The organism is Roseomonas indoligenes, from assembly GCF_017813365.1.
GTDB classification, from domain to species: Bacteria; Pseudomonadota; Alphaproteobacteria; order Acetobacterales; family Acetobacteraceae; genus Roseomonas; species Roseomonas indoligenes.
The window spans coordinates 1-17,754 of the sequence record NZ_JAGIZA010000028.1 but is presented as its reverse complement, the minus strand read 5'-3'; the positions used below and the strand labels follow the sequence as shown (position 1 = coordinate 17,754).

Annotated in this window: 17 protein-coding genes; 9 read left to right on the top strand and 8 right to left on the bottom strand. The window is 71.7% G+C overall.

Annotation, left to right across the window (positions count from 1 at the left end; genetic code table 11):
- The 9 genes from J5Y10_RS25370 to J5Y10_RS25330 are packed head-to-tail and all read left to right on the top strand — an operon-like array spanning position 1 to position 8,316.
- On the top strand, positions 1 to 1,152 hold the full coding sequence (locus tag J5Y10_RS25370; RefSeq protein WP_209376929.1) for an ABC transporter substrate-binding protein: 1,152 nt from the start codon (positions 1 to 3) through the stop codon (positions 1,150 to 1,152).
- A 4-nt stretch (positions 1,153 to 1,156) separates the two neighbouring features.
- Positions 1,157 to 2,029, top strand: coding sequence for a branched-chain amino acid ABC transporter permease (locus J5Y10_RS25365; protein WP_209376928.1), 873 nt, complete (start codon positions 1,157 to 1,159; stop codon positions 2,027 to 2,029).
- Positions 2,026 to 3,069: a branched-chain amino acid ABC transporter permease gene (locus J5Y10_RS25360; RefSeq protein WP_245215091.1), complete on the top strand. Its 1,044-nt coding sequence runs from the start codon at positions 2,026 to 2,028 to the stop codon at positions 3,067 to 3,069. The genes J5Y10_RS25365 and J5Y10_RS25360 overlap by 4 nt, the downstream gene beginning before the upstream one ends.
- Positions 3,066 to 3,857, top strand: coding sequence for an ABC transporter ATP-binding protein (locus tag J5Y10_RS25355; protein WP_209376927.1), 792 nt, complete (start codon positions 3,066 to 3,068; stop codon positions 3,855 to 3,857). The genes J5Y10_RS25360 and J5Y10_RS25355 overlap by 4 nt, the downstream gene beginning before the upstream one ends.
- A complete protein-coding gene (locus J5Y10_RS25350; RefSeq protein ID WP_209376926.1) occupies positions 3,844 to 4,563 on the top strand; it encodes an ABC transporter ATP-binding protein in 720 nt (239 codons plus the stop codon). The genes J5Y10_RS25355 and J5Y10_RS25350 overlap by 14 nt, the downstream gene beginning before the upstream one ends.
- 19 nt (positions 4,564 to 4,582) lie before the next feature.
- Complete coding sequence (locus J5Y10_RS25345) at positions 4,583 to 5,410, top strand: phytanoyl-CoA dioxygenase family protein (protein WP_209376925.1); 828 nt, start codon at positions 4,583 to 4,585, stop codon at positions 5,408 to 5,410.
- Between the two features lie 17 nt (positions 5,411 to 5,427).
- The gene (locus J5Y10_RS25340) at positions 5,428 to 6,258 is read left to right on the top strand and encodes an alpha/beta hydrolase (RefSeq protein ID WP_209376924.1); all 831 of its coding nucleotides are present in this window, start codon (positions 5,428 to 5,430) and stop codon (positions 6,256 to 6,258) included.
- A gap of 4 nt (positions 6,259 to 6,262) precedes the next feature.
- Positions 6,263 to 7,975, top strand: a complete 1,713-nt coding sequence (locus J5Y10_RS25335) for an FAD-dependent oxidoreductase (protein WP_342453018.1) — start codon at positions 6,263 to 6,265, stop codon at positions 7,973 to 7,975.
- Positions 7,972 to 8,316 carry a 2Fe-2S iron-sulfur cluster-binding protein gene (locus J5Y10_RS25330; RefSeq protein WP_209376923.1) on the top strand — a complete coding sequence of 115 codons (345 nt, stop codon included), beginning with the start codon at positions 7,972 to 7,974 and terminating at the stop codon, positions 8,314 to 8,316. The genes J5Y10_RS25335 and J5Y10_RS25330 overlap by 4 nt, the downstream gene beginning before the upstream one ends.
- On the opposite strand, the gene J5Y10_RS25325 is transcribed toward J5Y10_RS25330, so the two are convergent.
- From J5Y10_RS25325 to J5Y10_RS25290, 8 genes are all read right to left on the bottom strand, one after another.
- Positions 8,317 to 8,856, bottom strand: a complete 540-nt coding sequence (locus tag J5Y10_RS25325) for a MarR family winged helix-turn-helix transcriptional regulator (protein WP_209376922.1) — start codon at positions 8,854 to 8,856, stop codon at positions 8,317 to 8,319. It abuts the gene before it with no gap.
- Between the two features lie 129 nt (positions 8,857 to 8,985).
- Positions 8,986 to 10,077, bottom strand: a complete 1,092-nt coding sequence (locus tag J5Y10_RS25320; protein WP_209376921.1) for an ABC transporter ATP-binding protein — start codon at positions 10,075 to 10,077, stop codon at positions 8,986 to 8,988.
- Positions 10,074 to 10,859: an ABC transporter permease gene (locus J5Y10_RS25315; protein ID WP_209376920.1), complete on the bottom strand. Its 786-nt coding sequence runs from the start codon at positions 10,857 to 10,859 to the stop codon at positions 10,074 to 10,076. Before J5Y10_RS25315 ends, J5Y10_RS25320 begins: the two co-directional genes overlap by 4 nt.
- 11 nt (positions 10,860 to 10,870) lie before the next feature.
- A complete protein-coding gene (locus J5Y10_RS25310; RefSeq protein ID WP_209376919.1) occupies positions 10,871 to 11,701 on the bottom strand; it encodes an ABC transporter permease in 831 nt (276 codons plus the stop codon).
- The gene (locus J5Y10_RS25305; RefSeq protein ID WP_209376918.1) at positions 11,698 to 12,762 is read right to left on the bottom strand and encodes an ABC transporter substrate-binding protein; all 1,065 of its coding nucleotides are present in this window, start codon (positions 12,760 to 12,762) and stop codon (positions 11,698 to 11,700) included. Before J5Y10_RS25305 ends, J5Y10_RS25310 begins: the two co-directional genes overlap by 4 nt.
- Positions 12,763 to 12,803: 41 nt before the next feature.
- Complete coding sequence (locus J5Y10_RS25300; protein ID WP_209376917.1) at positions 12,804 to 14,117, bottom strand: LLM class flavin-dependent oxidoreductase; 1,314 nt, start codon at positions 14,115 to 14,117, stop codon at positions 12,804 to 12,806.
- A gap of 147 nt (positions 14,118 to 14,264) precedes the next feature.
- On the bottom strand, positions 14,265 to 16,166 hold the full coding sequence (locus J5Y10_RS25295; protein ID WP_209376916.1) for a helix-turn-helix domain-containing protein: 1,902 nt from the start codon (positions 16,164 to 16,166) through the stop codon (positions 14,265 to 14,267).
- Positions 16,167 to 16,311: 145 nt separating this feature from the next.
- The coding region (locus J5Y10_RS25290; protein WP_209376915.1) for a calcium-binding protein at positions 16,312 to 17,754 on the bottom strand (1,443 nt) is incomplete at its 5' end.

The following is a 17,754-nucleotide window of genomic DNA, read 5'->3' as shown; positions in this document are numbered from 1 at the left end:
ATGCTGACCAGACGCACCGCATTGCTGAGCGGCCTTGCCCTGCCCGCCCTCTCCCGCACGGGCTTCGCCGCCGACCCGATCAGGATCGGCATGACCCAGCCGCTCACCGGCGCCGTCGCCGCCTCCGGCAACTACGTCGCCAACGGGGCGAAGATCGCGGTGGACGTGCTGAACCGCGCCGGCGGCGTGATGGGCCGGCCGATCGAGCTGGTGCTGGAGGACAACAAGTCCAACCCGCGCGAGGCCGTCGCGGCGGTCGAGAAGCTGGTGCTGCGCGACAAGGTGCCCGCCCTCATCGGCGCCTGGAGCTCCACCTTCACCCTCGCCATCCTGCCGAAGCTGATGGAGTACAAGGTGCCGATGGTCGTGGAGACCTCCTCCGCCGCCCGCATCACGACATCCGGCAACCCCTATGTCTTCCGCATCGCCCCCACCTCCGAGATGGAGGCGATCGGCTTCGCGGAGCTGGTGGGGAAGTACACGCCGGCCATCAGGAAAATCGACTTCCTCTCGGTGAACAACGATTTCGGCCGCGGCGCGACCGAGAAGTACGGCGCGATCCTCGGCGCCAAGGGGATCCCCACCGGCCGGGTTGAGACGATGACGCCGGAGGCGACCGACCTCTCCGCCCAGCTCACCGCGCTGAAGCAGTCGGACGGCGATACGCTCTTCATCACCACGGGCGTGGAGCAGCTGACGCTCGCCATGCGCCAGGCGATCGAGCAGCGCGTGGGCAAGCGCATCGTCAGCACAGGCGGTTCCTTCCCCGATGCGCTGATCCACCAGCCCCTTCCCGGCGGCGCGCATTCCGACCACGTCCTGTTCTACGCGCCCTGGTTCCCGGAGAAGGCGATCCACCCGGAGATCGCCAAGACCTACACGGAGGAGTGGAACAAGCACGGCTGGGAGTTCGCCGGGCTGACGGAGGGCTTCCGCGGCTACGACGCCGTGCTGACGGTCGCCGAGGCCGTGCGGATCGCCGGCAAGGTCGAGCCGGAGGCGATCCGCGAGGCGATGTGGAAGGTGCAGATCCCCGGCGTGAACGGCAACATCCACTTCCAGAAGGAAGGGCCGGCGGGCCGGGAAAGCGGGCAGAACCAGCCCAACGTCTATATCGTCCGCCTGGCGGACGGGAAGACAAGCCTGGTCTGAAGGCATGGACCAGGCCCTTCAGCACCTCGTCAACGGCACGGTCCTCGGCGGCACCTATGCGCTGCTGGGGATCGGGCTGACGCTGATCTTCGGCGTCATGCGCGTGGTCAACTTCACGCATGGCGAGCTCTACGCCTTCGGGGCCTACATGGCCTACGGGCTGGTCTCGCTGCTGGGCCTGAACTTCTACCTCTCGCTCCTCCTCGCCGCGCTGCTCGGCGCGGCGCTGGGGGCGGTGATCGAGCGCGTGCTGCTGCGCCCGCTGCGGGGTGCCGACATCGATTCCGTCATGCTGGCGATGATCGGCGCCGCGCTGGTGCTGCAGAACGCCAGCATGTGGGCCTGGGGCGGGGTGGCGAAGCTCGTTCCCAGCCCCTTCGACGGCATGCCCCTGGTCTTCGGCCCCGTCTCCGTCCTGCCGCTGCGCCTCTTCGTGCTCGGCGTCGCCGTCGCGCTGCTCCTGGCCTTCTGGTTCCTGCTGGACCGCACCCGCGCCGGCATCGCCATGCGCGCCACCTTTCAGGACCCGGAGACGGCGGCGCTGATGGGCGTGCGCGTCGCCTGGGTGGGCACGGCCACGTTCGCCATTGGCTCCGGCCTTGCGGCGGCCGCGGGTGCGCTGCTCGGGCCGGTCTTCATGGTCTCCCCTACCATGGGCGACCTGGTTGGGCTGAAGGCCTTCGCCATCGTCATCCTCGGCGGGCTGGGCAACCTGCCGGGTGCCGTGATCGGCGGCTTCGCGCTGGGCTATGTGGAGGAGTTCGGCGGCGGTTTCCTCTCCACCGAGTACCGGGACGCCTTCGGCTTCCTCCTCATCATCCTCGTGCTCGCCATCCGGCCGCAGGGGCTGGTCGCGGCGAAGGAGAGGGTGGGATGAGCGCGGTGCTGGCCCCGCTTCTGGGTTGGAGCTTCGCCGCCGCCATGGCCTCGGTGCCCTTCCTCTTCCCCGATCCCTACCTGCTGGCCGTGCTGACCTCGGCCGGTATCTTCATCATCGGCGCCATCAGCCTCAACCTGCTGCTGGGCTATACCGGGCAGCTCAGCCTCGGCCATGCCGCCTTCTTCGGGCTCGGCGCCTATGCCAGTGCGCTGGCGACCCTTGGCTTCGACATCGCCATCGGCTTCGGCCTGCGCCTCCGGCTGGACCCGCAGCCCGTCTGGGTCGGCTTCCTCTCCGCGGTCGTGGTGGCCGGGCTGTTCGGCTGGCTGCTGGGGCGCCTCGCCTTCCGCGTCCGCGGCGCCTACTTCGTCATCATCACCATTTGCTTCGCGCAGGTGCTGCGCATGGTCTCCCTCAACTGGGTGGAGCTGACGCAGGGCCCGATGGCGCTGACGGGCATCCCGCCCTTCGCTCTCTGGCTGCCCGGGCAGGGCGTGGTGGAGCTCACTTCCAAGCCGCAGACCTACTGGCTGGTGCTCGGGGTGGCTGTGCTGGCCTTCCTCATCGTGCGGCAGATCGTCCGCTCCCGCATCGGGCGCGCCCTGGTCGCGCTGCGGGAGAACGAGACGCTGGCGCGCTCCGTCGGTATCCGCGTCACCCACTACCTCGTCATCGCGACCGTGGTCTCCGCCGGCATCGCGGGCGCGGCGGGCAGCCTCTTCGCCCATTACGTCCGGATCATCGATCCGGACGTGTTCCTGTTCATCTACACCGTCACCATGGTCATCATGGTGGTCACCGGCGGCAAGGGCACGCTCTGGGGGCCGGTGGTCGGCGGGCTGATCTTCGGCCTGCTGCCGGACATGCTGCGCGGCGCCGCCCGGCCGGAGGCGCAGTGGATCGCCTATGGGCTGGCGATGATCCTGCTGGTGATGTTCCTGCCCCGCGGCATCGTGCCCGCCTTCACCGGGCTCCTCGCGGGGCGCCGTGCGCGCGTCGTGCTTCCCGCCGCGGCGGCGCGGGAGGCGGCGGAATGACCGTGCCCCTGCTCCAGGTCGAGCACGTCATGGTGCAGATCGGCGGCCTCGTCGCCGTCTCCGACCTCTCCTTCATGGTGAACGAAGGCGAGGTGGTCAGCCTCATCGGGCCGAACGGCGCGGGCAAGACCACGGCCTTCAACGCCATCACCGGCTACATGCGGCCCCGCCGCGGCGCCGTGCGCTTCGCCGGGCGGGACATCATCGGCCTCTCGCCGGAGCGGATCGCGGCGCTCGGCCTCGTCCGCAGCTTCCAGCGCACCAGCATCTTCGGCGCCTGCACGGTCTTCGACAACGCGCTGACTGCCCTGCACCTGCGCGGCCGGTCCGGGCTGCTGGGTGCCTTCCTCGCCCTGCCCGGCACACGGCGGGAGGAGGCGCTGCTGCGCGGGGAAGCCATGGCGATGCTGGACTTCGTCGGGCTCGCCGCCCGCGCCGGGCTGCGCGCGGACTCCCTGGCCTATGGGGAGCAGCGGCGGCTGGGCATCGCGCTCGCCGCGGCCGCCACGCCGCGCCTCCTGCTGCTGGACGAGCCAGCCGCCGGCCTGAACCCATCCGAGACCGCGGAGTGCATGGCGCTGATCCGCCAGCTCAGGGACCGCGGCACCACGGTGCTGCTGGTGGAGCACGACATGGCCATGGTCATGCGCATCTCCGACCGCGTGGTGGTGCTGAATCAGGGCCGCATCATCGCCGACGGCCCGCCCGAGACCATCCGGCAGGACCCGGAGGTGATCCGCGCCTATCTCGGCGGCGCGCCCTTGGGGGGCCACCATGCTGCGGCTTGAGGACGTCACCGTCGCCTATGGCCGCGTCACCGCGCTGAAGGGCGTCTCGCTGGAGCTGCGCGAGGGCGAGCTGGTCAGCCTCATCGGCGCCAACGGCGCGGGCAAGTCCACGGCGCTGAAGACGGTCAGCGGGCTGTTGCGCCCGCTCTCCGGCCGCATCACCTGGGATGGCGAGCCGATCTCCGGCCTCTTGCCGCGCGAGATCCTGCAGCGCGGCATCGCCCACTGCCCGGAGGGCCGGCGCGTCTTCCCCCACCTCTCCGTGCGCGAGAACCTCGCCATGGGCGCGCTGCTGCGGACCGACAGCGCGGGCATCGCCTCCGACCTAGAGGCCATGTACGCGCGCTTCCCCCGGCTGAAGGAGCGCGCGGCCCAGGCGGCGGGCACCCTCTCGGGCGGGGAGCAGCAGATGCTGGCCATCGCCCGCGCCCTGATGTCGCGCCCCCGCCTAGTGATGTTCGACGAGCCCTCCCTCGGCCTCGCGCCCAACATCGTCGAGCAGGTCTTCTCCATCGTGCAGGAGGTCCGGCGCGAGGGGCTGACGGTGCTGATGGTGGAGCAGAACGCGCTGGCCGCGCTCAGCCTCTGCGACCGCGCCTACCTGATGGAGACGGGCCGCGTGGTCCGTGCCGGCACCGGCACCGAACTGCTGGAGAGCAGCGACGTGCGCGAGGCCTATCTCGGCGGCCGCGCCTTCGCCGCCTGACACCCTGAGGAGAGCACGCATGACCGGTTCCCTGAGCCCCGCGCAGGTCGAGCACTTCCGGCGCGAGGGCTGGCTCTACCCTCTGGACGCCATCAGCCCGGAGGAGGCGGCAGCGAACCTCGCGGCGCTGGACAGCTACGACGGCAAGCTCGGCCCGGACGCGACGCTGCGCCTGAAGATCAAGGCGCAGGTGGTGGCGCCCTGGATGACCGCGCTGGGCCGCAACCCGCGCATCCTCGACGCGGTGGAGAGCCTCATCGGCCCGGACATCCTGTTGTTCGGCGCCTCCGTCTTCGCCAAGCGCGCGAACGACACGCGCTTCGTCTCCTGGCACCAGGACTCCGCCTATTACGGACTGGACCCGCATGAGGAGGTGACAGCCTGGGTCGCGCTGACGCCGAGCATGACGGCGAATGGTTGCCTGCGCGTGCTGCCGCGCAGCCACCTGATGGCGGACTTCCGGCACGAGGAGACCTACGACCCGCAGAACCTCCTGGCGCGCGGTCAGTCCATCCAGGGCATCGACGAGAGCGAGGCGGTGAACATGGAGTTGCGCGCCGGGCAGTTCTCCCTGCACCACGAGCGCACGGCGCATTGCTCGGCGCCCAATCCCTCGGACCAGCGCCGTGTGGGCGTGGCCTTCTTCTTCATGCCCGCCCATACCCGCTCCACCCTCGGGCGCCGCGGTGCCATGCTGGTGCGCGGCGAGGACCGCCACGGCCACTGGGACCGCGACCCGGAGCCGCGCATGGACCTCGACCCCGTGTGCCTGGATTATCTTGAGAAGATGTGGGCGGGGTATCGCAACAGCGAGGTCAAGCAGGCGGCCGAGCAAGGCCTGGTCTGACGGCACGGGGGACTCGGATGACCGACAGCAACGCCTGGCGTGGCTGGGACCGCGCCACCCTCAGCGCCGCCTACAACAACAACGCCGCCGTTCCCACGGGCAGCGAGACGGTCGAGGGATGGGCCGCCGCCTCCGCGACGTTGCGCGCCGCGCGGCCGGAGGGGCTGGACCAGCTCTATGGCAGCACGCCCCGCCAGGGCTGGGACCTGTTCCCGGCGGCACGGGCGGACGCCCCTTGCCTCGTCTTCATCCATGGCGGCTACTGGCAGAGGAACAGCCGCGAGCGCTTCACCTGCATCGTGGAGGGCGCGCTCGCCAGGGGCTGGTCCGCCGCCCTGCCGAGCCACACCCTGGCGCCGGATGCGAGCATGACCGTCATCGCCGCGGAGATGCGGCAGGCGATGGACTGGCTTCAGGCGAACGGGCCGGCCAAGGGGATCGCCGGCCCGGTGGTCCTCTCCGGCTGGTCGGCCGGCGGGCATTTGGCGGCGCTGCTGGCGGACCACCCGGCGGTCACCGCCGCGCTGGCGATCTCCGGCATCCACGACCTCGGCCCCATCCAGGGCACGGGGCTGAACGATGCGCTGCAGCTCACCGCGGAGGAAATCGCCGCCTTCTCCCCGCAATTCCTGCCGGTCTCCCCCAAGCCCATCACCGTCGCCTATGGCGCGGAGGAGCTGCCGGAGCTGCGGCGGCAATCCCAGGAGTTCCACGCCCGCCGCGCCGCGGCCGGGGCGCCCGGCCCGCTGCTGGCGGTGGAGGGCGCGGACCATTTCAGCGTGCTGGATCACCTGCGCCGCCCCGACGGCGCGCTGCTCGCGGCCGCGGAAAGCCTGCTGAGGGCCTGACGCCGTGACCGCCTCGATTCCGTCCGGCCGTCCCGACGCGGCCCTGCTGCGGGCCGATGTCCTCGTCATCGGCGCGGGCGGCGCCGGGCTCTACGCCGCGATCGAGGCGGCGCGGCGCGGCGCCGATGTCCTGCTGCTCGACCGTTCCCTGGTCGGCCGTGGCGGCGCCACCGTCATGGCCCAGATGACCGTGGCCGCCGCGCTGGGCAGCGAGACGGAGGACGACCCGGCCCACCACCTGCGCGACACCCTCGCCGCCGGCCGAGACCTCTGCGACCCGCGCCTTGCGCGCCTCCTCTGCGAGGACGGGGTGGAGGTGATCCGGGAAATGGATGCCTGGAAGGCCGGCTGGGCACGGCACGGCGATGGCCGCATCCGCCAGGTGCAGGCCCCCGGGCATGACCGGCCGCGCTGCGTCTACGTGGATTTCCTCAGCACCGGCCCTGCCGTCTCCCGCGCGCTGCGGACCCAGGCCCAGCGCCAGGGCGGCATCCGCCGCATGGGGGAGGTGCTGGTGACGGACCTCGTCCTCTCCGATGGCCGGGTGCAGGGCGCGGTGGCGCTGGACCTTGCCCATGGCGTGCCGCTCCGCATCGCCGCCGGCGCCACGATTATCGCGACCGGCGGGCTGACCCGGCTGTACCGCCGCAACAGCGCCTCCGCCAACATGGCGGGGGACGGCTACGCCCTGGCGCTGCGCGCGGGCGCCACGCTGATCGACATGGAGTTCGTGCAGTTCTTCCCGATCGGCCATCTCGCGCCGCGCATGATCGGCATGGACCCGATCATGTGGGACCCCTTCCGCTACAAGCTCGGCGGGCGGCTGCTGAACGGGGCGATGGAAGAGTTCACCGACCGCTACGGCGCGCCCGATGGCGGCCGCTACGTCGTCACGCGCGACCTGGCCACCTATGCCATCACGCGGGAGGTGGCGGCCGGCCGCGGCTCTCCCTCCGGCGGGGCCTGGCTGAGCTTCCAGCACGTGCCGGAGGCCGTGCTGCGGGAGAATTTCGGCCCGGTGATCGACCGTCTGGCCGCCAACGGCATCGACCTGACGCAAACCGCCGTCGAGGTGGCGCCGATCGCCCACTACCACATGGGCGGGATCCGGGTGGACCCGGCCATGCACACGGGCATCCCCGGCCTGCTCGCCGCCGGGGAGGCGGTGGGCGGGGCCAACGGCGCCAACCGCCTCTCCGGCAACGCGATCACGGAGGCCCTGGCCTTCGGGCGCGTCGCCGGGCGGGAGGCGGCCGCGATCGCGGCGCGGGACGGCACCGGCTGGAATGATGCCGCGGCCCGCGACGCCCTGGCGCTCGCCGGCGGAACCGGCCCAGCGCGGCCGGGCGGGAACACCGCCGCGCTGTTCCACCGGCTTCAGGCCGTGATGGCCGATGATGTCGGGCCCTTCCGCACCGCCGCCGGCCTGGCCCGCGCCGCGCGGCGCCTGGATGACCTCGCCACCGAACTCGGCGAGGCGCCGGCCGGCGCACCCCTGCCGCACGACCTGGCGCGGGCCGACTGGTTCGACCTGCGGGCCGGGCTGCAGGTGGCGCAGGCCGTGGTACTGGCCGCCACTGCCCGTACGGAGAGCCGCGGCGCCCACCAGCGCGAGGACCATCCCGGCCTCGACGCCGCCTGGACCCACAACCAGACAGTCGCGCTGGAACGGGGCTGCCTTTGCCTGGCCTCCCAGCCCGTCGCGGAGGCCGCATGAGCGTCGCCGTCCTCTCCGTCCATCGCGGCGTCGCCGGAGAGGCGCCGCGGCGGGACCGCTTCGAGGTGCCCTTCGAGCACGGGCAGTCCGTGCTGGACGGGCTGCGCTGGGTGAGGGAGCGCGTCGATCCCGGGCTGGCGATGCGCTACGCCTGCCTTAACGCCAATGCCTGCAAGGAATGCATGCTGCTGGTGGACGGCAAGGTGGCCTATTCCTGCACCGTGCGGCTGGAGGCGCGGGAGATGCGGCTGGACCCGCTGCCCAACAAGCCGCTGCTGCGAGACCTCGTCACATCCATCGCCCCGCCGGACGAGCGCCCGCCGGAACCGGCTGCGGGCTGATCAGCGCACCTTCGGTGAGGGCGCGCCGACCGCGCCGTGCTGGTCCACCAACTGGCGCAGCATGCGCAGGAAGGTGCCGCGCCGGGCCGGGGGCAGGGGCTCCACCAGCCGGTCATGCGCGCGGGAGACGGCCTCGCCCATGGAGGCAAAGACCTGCGCGCCCTTGCGGGTCAGGAAAAGGGCCTTGGCCCGGCGGTCCTGCCCGGGCCGGGTCCGCAGCAGCCCCGCCGCCTCCAGCCGCCGCACCACGTCGGCCGTGGTGAAGCGGTCCAGCCGCAGCCCGGCGGCGGCCGCGCCCTGCTCCAGCCCCGGCCGCTCCGTCAGCAGGGTCATCAGGCTGAACTGCACGGGGGTCACGCCGAAGCCCGCCGTCTCCTCCTGGAACATGGCGGAATGCACCTGGTGCAGCCGGCGGACGAGGACCCCCGGCCGCTCCATCAGGGCCGCGCCCGGATCTGCCGGGGGCTCGGCGGCCCGCCGCAAGGCCCGGGCCTCGGGCGCCCGAATCGGCTGCGCCTTGCCTTTGCGGGGCGCGTGCATGCCGGGCGCTACTCCCTCATCGAAGCGACGGCCGATCGCCGGATGCGGGCGTTTAGGCCCTCGGGCCCGCCGAGGGAAGCCTGCCGGCGCGGCCCGTGGCAGGAGGGCCCGGGCCAATCGCCGGCCCGGTCAGGCCGGGAAGGCGGTGGCGTGCACCTCGTTCCAGGAGAGGCGGACGGCATCCCCGGGGCGCAGCATCACCGCCTCCGCCGCCTCCGCCTGCATCACCGCCGACCATTCCTGTCCGCCCGGCAGGCGCAGCACGAAGCGGCGGGCATTGCCCAGGTAGATCAGGTCCACCAGCTCCGCCGGCACGCCCCCGCCATCATCATCGGCCGGGGCGGAGAGGCGAAGCCGCTCGGGCCGGATCGCCAGCACGGCGGGCGTGCCGGGCGCGGCGAGGAAGCGGGCGGAGACGGGCATGGGCACGCCGGCCACCAGCGCCCGCCGCGCCTCCCCCTCACGTCCCAGCAACTCGGCCGGGACGAAGTTCGTCTCCCCCACGAAGCCCGCGACGAAGCGCGTGGCCGGGCGCTCGTAGAGGTCGGAGGGCGTGCCGATCTGCTGGATCCGGCCGCCATCGAAGACGGCGATGCGGTCGCTCATCGTCAGCGCCTCGGACTGGTCGTGCGTGACGTAGAGCACGGACATCCGCTGCTCCCGGTGCAGGCGCTTGATCTCCAGCTGCAGCCCCTCCCGCAGGGCCTTGTCCAGTGCGCCCAGCGGCTCGTCCATCAGCAGCAGGGCCGGGCGATAGACCATGGCGCGGGCCAGGGCCACGCGCTGCTGCTGGCCGCCGGAGAGCTGGCGGGGCAGCCGGTCCCCGTGGTCGGGCAGGCCGACCATGGCGAGGGCGGCGGTGACCATCCGCTCCGCCTCGGCCCTCGGGGTGCCGCGCATCTCCAGCGGGAAGGCGACGTTCCGGCGCACCGTCATGTGCGGGAACAGGGCGTAGTGCTGGAACACCATGCCGATGTCGCGCTTGTAGGGCGGAAGCCTGTCCACGGGCTTGCCGGCGAGGATGATCTGCCCGCTATCCGGCTGCTGCAGCCCCGCCACCATCATCAGCGTCGTGGTCTTCCCCGATCCGGAGGGGCCGAGGAAGGTGAGGAACTCGCCGTGCCGCAGCTTCAGGCTGACGTCGTCCACGGCGGCATGGCGGCCGTAATGCTTGCGGATGCCGCGCAGCTCCAGGATGGGCCCCAACTCGGGCGAGATCATTCGCGGTCTCCGTTGCGGCGGCGCAGCAGCGCCTCCAGGCCGAGGGCGATCAGGGCGACGAGAAAGCAGAGCGAGGCGATGGCGGCGACCGTGGGGTCGAAGTCGCCGCGGATGTTGGACCACATCTGCACGGGCACGGTGCGCAGCCGGGCCGAGCCGACGAAGAGCGAGACGATCAGCTCGTCGAAGGAGAGCACGGCGGCGAAGAGCATGGAGGACAGCACCGCGGGCGCCAGCAGGGGCAGGGTGATGCGGCGGAAGGCGGCGGAGGGCGGTGCGCCGAGGGTGGCCGCCGCCGCCTCCAGCCGAGGGTCGAGCGAGCGCAGGGCGGAGCCGACGGTGGCGATCACGTAGGGCAGGGTGACGACGACATGGCCGATCACCATGCCAGTGAGCGTGCCGTTCAGCCCGATGGTGCGGTAGATGATGTAGAGCCCGGCGGAGGTGATGATGCCCGGCACCACCAGCGGCGCCATGAGCGCAGCGCCGAGGAAGCCCGCGCCGGGCAGCCGCCCCCGGATGAGGGCGAGGGCGGCCGCGGTGCCGAGCGCGGTGGAGAGGACCGCCGTGGGGACGAGGACCTGGATGCTGACCCAGGTGGCGTCGATCCAGGCCGGGTCGTTCGCCAGGTTGGCGTACCAGCGCAGCGAGAAGCCGGGCGGCGGGAAGCGCAGGAAGGCGGCGGAGCTGAAGGAGATGATCAGCACCACCACCAGCGGCGCGATGAGGTAGATCCCTACCAGGGTGCAGGCCAGGGCGCGCAGCAGGCGCCATCGGCCCATACCGTCCCCCTTCACCGCGCCACCGCCTTCAGCCCGACGAGGCGGTGCAGCAGGCCGAGCAGGGCGGCGGTGATCGCCAGCAGCACGAAGGAGAGCGCGCCGGCGACGCCCCAACTGCCCAGCTGGCCGATCTGGTCCTGGATGAGCTGCCCGACCATGGTCTCGCGCGGGCCGCCGAGCAGCGCGGGGATGACGAAGTAGCCGAGCATGCTGATGAAGACGAGCGTCGCGCCCGTCATCAGCCCGGGCAGCGAGAGCGGCAGGTACACGCGCAGGAAGGCGCGGGCCGGCGAGGCGCCCATGGTCAGCGCCGCCGGCATCAACGTGGGGTCGATCCGCCGCATGGAGTTGTAGAGCGGGAAAATGACGAAGGGCAGCAGCGTCTGCACGGCGCCGAGCAGCACGCCGGTCAGGTTATAAATCAGCGGCAGCGGCGCATCGATGAGGCCGATATTCATCAGCAGCGTGTTCAGCGGCCCGCGCCGCTGCAGCAGGATGACGGTGGCGAAGCTGCGCACGAGAAGGCTGGTCCAGAAGGGGACGAGCACGAGGAAGGTCAGCAGGCGGCGCGTGCGGGGATTGCCGTGCGCCATCGCATGCGCCACCGGATAGGCCAGGAGGAGCGTGACCGGCGTGGCCACTGCCGCGATCATCACCGTGTTGCCGAGGATCTGCAGGTAGACCGGCCTCTCCCACAGGAGGAGGAAGTTCTGCAGCCCGGGCTCGGGCTGGGTGAAGGCGCGGGCGAGCAGCATGCCCACCGGCAGCGCGAAGGCGACGAGCATCACCAGCGCCGCCGGCAGCAGCAGGAGCCAGGGCCAGGACTCCCGGCGGGTGCTCAACGCGCCAGCTTCCAGGCGGCCCAGCGCTCCATCAGCCTCCGCTCGTTCTGCCGCCACCACTCCGCGTTGATGACGAAGCCCTTCCGCGTGTTCTCCGGCGAGGTGGAGAGCCAGGGTGCGAGGGCCGGGTCGATGTCCTTGAACGCGGCCGGGTTGGTCGGCGCGTAGGCGATCATGCTGGCGAGCTTCGCTTGGTTCTCCGCCCGGGTCATCACGTCGATCAGCTTCATCGCCGCCGCCCGGTTCTTGCTGCCCTTGGGAACCACGAGGTAGTCCACGGACTGGATGTTCCCCTCCCAGGCGATGCCGATATCGGCGCCCTTCCTGGAGGCGTCGTAGGCGCGGCCGTTGAGGATGATGCCGACGCTCACCTCCTCGTCCACGAAGAGCTGCTGGGACTGGGAGTTGGTGGTCCAGAAGACCGTCTGCGCCTTGATCGTATCGATCTTCCGCAGCGCGCGCTCGACATCCAGCGGGTAGAGGTCGGCGGGCGCGACACCGTCGGCCATCAGCGCGGCCTCCAGATTGGCGGTCGGCTGGTCGAGCATGGTGCGCTTGCCCGGGAACTTGCGCGTGTCGAACAGGTCCGCCCAGGTGGTCGGGCGCCGGCCGGCGGGGAAAGTCTTCGTGTTGTAGGCCAGGTTGTAGGACCAGGCGATGCAGCCGATCCCGTACTCGTGCACGAATTGCGGCGCGATGCGGCTGGTGTCCACGACGGAGGTGTCGATCTTCTCCAGCAGCCCGTCATGCGTGCCGGTGAAAAGGGTGTTGATGGTCACGTCCACCACGTCCCAGTCCGGCGCGCCGCTCTCGGCCATGGTGCGGAAGCGCGCGGCGTTCATCGGGCCGTCCTGCACCACGCGCGCGCCCGTCTCCGCGGCGAAGGGCTCGCAGTAGCAGACCTTCTGCGCCTCCTGGTAGGCGCCGCCCCAGCTCGCGAAGACCAGGGTGGTGCCGCGCAGGCTCTGCGCCAGGGCGGGCCGCGCCAGCGCACCGGCGCCGAGGGCTGCCGCCGTGCCGAGAAGCCCGCGGCGCGTCGGGCAGATGGGGGAACCCGTCATGTGTCGCTACTCCTTGCTGTGCTGGGCTTGCGGTGGGGGGATCAGCCGGTGCGCAGGTTCTCGCGCAGCGTGCTGCCGTCGTATCTTGTGCGGAACAGGCCGCGGCGCTGCAATTCCGGGACCACGGCGCGGCAGAACCCCTCGAACATGCCGGGGAACATCGTGGGGGCCAGCACGAAGCCGTCGCAGGCGCCGCTGGTGAACATCGCCTCCAGCCGGTCCGCGACCATGTCAGGCGTGCCGACGATCTCGCGCCCCCTGCCGCGCTTCACCGCGGCTTCCTTCAGCGACAGCCCCTCGGCCTTCATCGTCTGGTTCAGCATGTCCGCCGTGCCCTGCATGCCCTGGTTGCCCTGGGCGAGGTCGGCGAGCGTCTTGCCCTCGGCCAGCTTCGTCAGGTCGGCGCCGAGGCCGGATGAGGAGGCGGCGAGGCTGAGCTCGGGATCGATGAGGCTGTCGAGATACTCCGCCCGTTCCCGCGCGATGCTCTCCGTCTCGCCGAGCACGACGGAGATGCCCGGCAGGATGGCGCAATCCCCCGGCGCGCGGCCATGGCTGGCCATGCGGGCGTGGATGTCCTCCCGGAAGGCGCGCATGTCCTCCACGCCGCGCTGGGTGGTGAAGATCGCCTCCGCCCAGCGCGCCGCGAAGGCCCGCCCGCGGTCGGAGCTGCCGGCCTGCATGATCACGGGCCGCCCCTGCGGGCTGCGGGGAATGGAGAGCGGGCCGCGGGTCTTCACCCACTGTCCCTCGTAATTGGCGTAGCGGACCTTGGAAGGGTCGGCGAGGATGCCGGCCCGCTTGTCCAGCACCATTGCGTCGGGGTCCCAGCCCTCCCAAAGGGCGAAGCATGCCTCCAGCACCTCGTCCGCGCGGTCGTAGCGCAGGTCCTTCGGCGGCAGCTCGTCCATTCCCGCGTTCTGCGCCTCCAGGTCGGTCGCGGAGGTGACGACGTTCCAGGCCACGCGTCCCCCGCTCATCGCGTCCAGCGAGCCGAGCCAGCGCGCGAGATGGTAGGCGGTGTGGAAGGTGGTGGAGAGCGTGGCGCCGAGGCCGAGGTGTCGCGTCGCGGCCGCCATGACGGGCAGCACCACGGTGGGGTCGAGGAAGCTGATCTGCCCGCCCCGCCTGAGATAGGGATCGTAGCTGCCGCCATGCACGTCGTAGAGGCCGAACAGGTCCGCGAAGAAGCAGGCGTCGAAGCAGGCCTCCTCCAGCACGCGCGCGATGTGCTCGTAGCGGGAGGGGCGGAGGATGTCGTCCAGCGTGGATTCCGGGTGCCGCCAGCCGCCCACATGCATGGCGGTGGGGCCGGTCTTCAGATAGGCGACGAGGTGCATGCGGCGTGGCGGCATCGGGGCGCTCTCCCTCAGGTGCCGCACGCGGCGCGGCGGGCGGGGAAGCGCGGCGGGCCGGGGGGAACCTGGTGCATGGGCGAAGCGTGGCACGCGCCGGAACCGCCGTGCATCCACCGATCCGTAGGATAGGTGCCCCGCGGCTTCCTAGCTTTCCGGGGAAGCGGGACCGCCGGCCGATGATCGCCGGCGGGCGGGCGGCGCTGCCTCGTCCCGGCTCTCGGAGGAGCCAGGGCCGACCATGGTCAGCCGCACGGCCAGGGAGAAGCGGAACCGGGTTTCCGCGTCCTCCAGGTCCAGCCCGAAGAGCTCCTCCAGCCGCCGCAGCCGGTAGCGCAGGGTGGAGACGTGGATTCCGAGCCGCTCGGCCGAGGCCTGGTAGCGGCAGGCCTCGTCGATGAAGACGGTGGCCGTCTCCAGCAGGCCTCCGCCATGCCCGGCCTCGTGCCGGCGGATGGGGCCGAGCGTGCCGTCCACGAAGGCGCGGACCAGCGCGCCGTCGAAGGCGGAGAGCAGCAGGGCGGAAGGGCCGAAATCACCCTGCCGGACCAGCCCGTCCCGCCCGAACATGCGCGCCAGCTCCAGCACCCGGCCGCATTCCGCCCAGCCCGGGCCGTAATGGCCGGGGGCGCTGCAGAGCGGGCCGAGGGCGATCACCGGCCGCGCGCCCAGCCGGGCCCTGACCGGGGCCGCCAGCAGTCGCTCCAGCACCGTGTCGGGCACCGGGCCATCCGGTTCCGGCAGCAGGATGGCGGCCGTGTCGCCCTGCTCGATCGTCAGCGCGCCGGGGATGGCCCGGCCGAGGCTGCCCGCGATTATGCGCCGCAGCTCTGCCGGCTCCGCGCCCGGCCGGGGCAGGGCCACCGCGAGGAGGCGCATCCCCCGCCCGAGATCCAGCCCCAGCCGCGCCGCCCGGGCCCTGGCCCGCGCCGGCTCCGCCCCGCCGGTGCGGACGAGCTGCTCCAGGAACTCCGAAAGGTCCTGCGCCTCCCGCTTCGCCTCGGCGTGATGGCGCATGAGCTGCGCCGCCAGAGCGAAGCGCACCTCCTGCACCGCCACCCGGTCCAGGCTGTCCATCACGCCTTCCCGCGGAAAGACGAGAAGGAGGCCCGCCGTCTCGCCATCCACCCGCAGGGGCTCGGCCAGCACGGGCAGGGCAGGGGGGAGGCCGAAGGGGGTGAGGTCCAGGAAGGCCACTTCCCCCGGCGGAGCCCCTCGTGCCAGGGCGGCGAGGACCGGGCCGGCCCCACTTTGGGCCAGGTCGCGCCAGCCGCGCTCATCCAGCGTTTCCGGGGCGGGCGAGCCGCGGGCGAGGGTCTGGCCGGTGATGAAGTCCAGGATCGCCATGGGATGCGCCAGGGTGGCCCCGGCCAGTCCGGCCACTGCGGAAAGCGCCGCCCCCTCCAGCACGAGCTCCATAAGCCCGGCGCCGGCCTCCAGGATGCGCCGCAGCCTGTCGCTCTGCCGCTGCTCTCGCTGGAGGTGCTTCACCTTCTCCACCGCGAGAGCGACGAGGTGCGCGACGGTGGTGAGGAAGTCCAGCTCCTCCCCCGTCACCTCGATCCGCTCGCGGGTGTGGAGGGAGAGGACCATCTCGTGCCCCTCCTCGGTGGTGCAGCCGAGGGGGAGGAGGGCGACGGTGCTGTAACCCCGGCTCCGGGCATCCTCTTGGTAGCCGGGGAAGCCAGGTGAGTGCTGGGCGTCCTCGATCACCAGCGGGCGCCGCGTCTCCGTCACCTGGATGACCGGGCTGGTGGTGAGGGCCCAGCGCCCCGGGCTGCCGGCGGGGATGCCCGCCGGGTCGTAATGCGTGACCCGTTCGGAGAAGCCGCTCTCGCGGTTGACGGCCATGATGCCGCCCCGCGCCCAGGGCTCGTCCCTGCAGATGGCCCTGAGCACCTGGGCCAGAATGGTCTCGATGCCCCCGCCGGCATTCACCGCGCTAGCAATGGCCCGAAGCCGCTCCAGGCGAGGCCCGGCCTTCGACCCCCCGCCCGATTCCGGTCGGGGGGCCGAATGGGCGCTGGCGGCGGTCAGGGCTTCGGTCATGACCGCCGTCATACCCTATTCCGGCACCCGCCTGTTCGCATGGAACAGGGCGCTGTCCCCCCCCGGGAAGCAGCTGGCGGCTGTCAGCCCGGCCGCAGCACCCGCGAACCCGGCGCCGGCGAACCGGACGCCAAGACGCCTGTCCTCACCCGATGAGGTGGATGTCGGAGGCGGCGAAGGCCGGGTGGCCGGAGAGGGTGACGAGCACCGTCCCCGCCTGTCCGCCCGCGCCGTCCGCATCCCACCACAGCCGGCCCGTGTCGGTCTCGTAGGTGAACTGCCCAACCCCCGCCGGGGAACTCGCATGGCCCGTGGTGTTGGCGGTGAACTGCCCGGCCCTGAGCATTCCGGCGCGCAGCCCACCCCCGAAGTGGCCGGCCGATACCTCGATCACGTCCTGGCCGGACACGAAGCCCTCGATCACGTCCCCCTTCTCGGCCAGCGATCCGAAGCGGAAGACGTCCGCGCCGGCCTCCCCGAACATCCGATCCGCCCCCAGCCCGCCGATCAGCGTGTCGTTGCCATCGCCGCCGCGCAGGACGTCGTTGCCGTCGCCGCCCTCCAGCAGGTCCGCCCCGCCATTGCCGTTCAGCCTGTCGTTGCCGCCCATTCCCAGCACGTGGTCGGCGCCGTTGCTGCCGTGCACGAGGTTGTCCTCGCCGTTCCCCCGCAGGGTCACCGCGGTCCGCAGCACGACCTTTTCCAGGTTGGCCGAAATGGTCCAGTCGGCGCTGACGAAGACACGGTCCGAGCCCTCGCCGGCTTTCTCCGTCACCACGTCACGGGAATGATCGACGTAGTAGGCGTCATCGCCGGTCCCGCCCGCCATCGTGTCGGCGCCGGCACCGCCGTTCAGGGTGTCGTCGCCGCCGCCGCCCGAGATCTTGTTCGCGCCCGCATTGCCGGTGATGGTGTTGTCGAGCGCATTCCCCATCCCATCGATGTTGCCCGAGCCCATGAGCCGGAGGTTCAGGACGTTGGCGGGCAGCGTCACGCTCTGGCTGGAGCGAAGGGTCTCCGGAGTTGCGTCGAAGGCGATGAAGGCCGGGCCGTTCTGCACGAGCGAGGCGCTGGCGCCGGAGATGCCGACGCCGTTGTAGGAACCGGCATCGACATAGAGGTTGCGATCCGTGTCGGCCGTGCCGCCCCAGCTGTCGTTGATGAACTGGACGGTGACGGTGTGGGCGCCGGCACCCCAGTTGCCGTTGAGGGTGATGGTGTCGTGCAGGCCGGAGTCATGATCCGCATGCGCCGTGAAGACCCCGCCGACCGCCTTGCCGTCAACGGCGATGGTGTACTGGGCGCTGCCGTTCCAGGCGTCCTGGCTGATCTTCAGCACCAGGGCGTCGGGCCCAGAACCGACAACCTCGCTGACCGGGGCATCGGTTGGCTTGGGCGGGACGACGACGGGTAGCGGGCTCGTGACGGGCGGTGAGCTTCCGACGGGCGGCGTGCTCCCCCCAGATGGCGGGGTGGTGTTGGGGTGGTCTGGTGCTTCGATGGAGAAGGTGGGGTCGCGTGTGAAGTCGCTGGCGCTTGTGAAGGGCGGGTTATCGGCCATGAGGGCCTTGTAGGCCTGTGCGGCGGC

Excerpts from the sequence above, each read along its gene's own strand:
- J5Y10_RS25370 (WP_209376929.1), top strand. The coding sequence starts at position 1 with ATGCTGACCAGACGCACCGCATTGCTGAGCGGCCTTGCCCTGCCCGCC.
- J5Y10_RS25365 (WP_209376928.1), top strand. The coding sequence starts at position 1,157 with ATGGACCAGGCCCTTCAGCACCTCGTCAACGGCACGGTCCTCGGCGGC.
- J5Y10_RS25360 (WP_245215091.1), top strand. The coding sequence starts at position 2,026 with ATGAGCGCGGTGCTGGCCCCGCTTCTGGGTTGGAGCTTCGCCGCCGCC.
- J5Y10_RS25355 (WP_209376927.1), top strand. The coding sequence starts at position 3,066 with ATGACCGTGCCCCTGCTCCAGGTCGAGCACGTCATGGTGCAGATCGGC.
- J5Y10_RS25350 (WP_209376926.1), top strand. The coding sequence starts at position 3,844 with ATGCTGCGGCTTGAGGACGTCACCGTCGCCTATGGCCGCGTCACCGCG.
- J5Y10_RS25345 (WP_209376925.1), top strand. The coding sequence starts at position 4,583 with ATGACCGGTTCCCTGAGCCCCGCGCAGGTCGAGCACTTCCGGCGCGAG.
- J5Y10_RS25340 (WP_209376924.1), top strand. The coding sequence starts at position 5,428 with ATGACCGACAGCAACGCCTGGCGTGGCTGGGACCGCGCCACCCTCAGC.
- J5Y10_RS25330 (WP_209376923.1), top strand. The coding sequence starts at position 7,972 with ATGAGCGTCGCCGTCCTCTCCGTCCATCGCGGCGTCGCCGGAGAGGCG.
- J5Y10_RS25325 (WP_209376922.1), bottom strand. The coding sequence starts at position 8,856 with ATGCACGCGCCCCGCAAAGGCAAGGCGCAGCCGATTCGGGCGCCCGAG.
- J5Y10_RS25320 (WP_209376921.1), bottom strand. The coding sequence starts at position 10,077 with ATGATCTCGCCCGAGTTGGGGCCCATCCTGGAGCTGCGCGGCATCCGC.
- J5Y10_RS25315 (WP_209376920.1), bottom strand. The coding sequence starts at position 10,859 with ATGGGCCGATGGCGCCTGCTGCGCGCCCTGGCCTGCACCCTGGTAGGG.
- J5Y10_RS25305 (WP_209376918.1), bottom strand. The coding sequence starts at position 12,762 with ATGACGGGTTCCCCCATCTGCCCGACGCGCCGCGGGCTTCTCGGCACG.
- J5Y10_RS25300 (WP_209376917.1), bottom strand. The coding sequence starts at position 14,117 with ATGCCGCCACGCCGCATGCACCTCGTCGCCTATCTGAAGACCGGCCCC.
- J5Y10_RS25295 (WP_209376916.1), bottom strand. The coding sequence starts at position 16,166 with ATGACCGAAGCCCTGACCGCCGCCAGCGCCCATTCGGCCCCCCGACCG.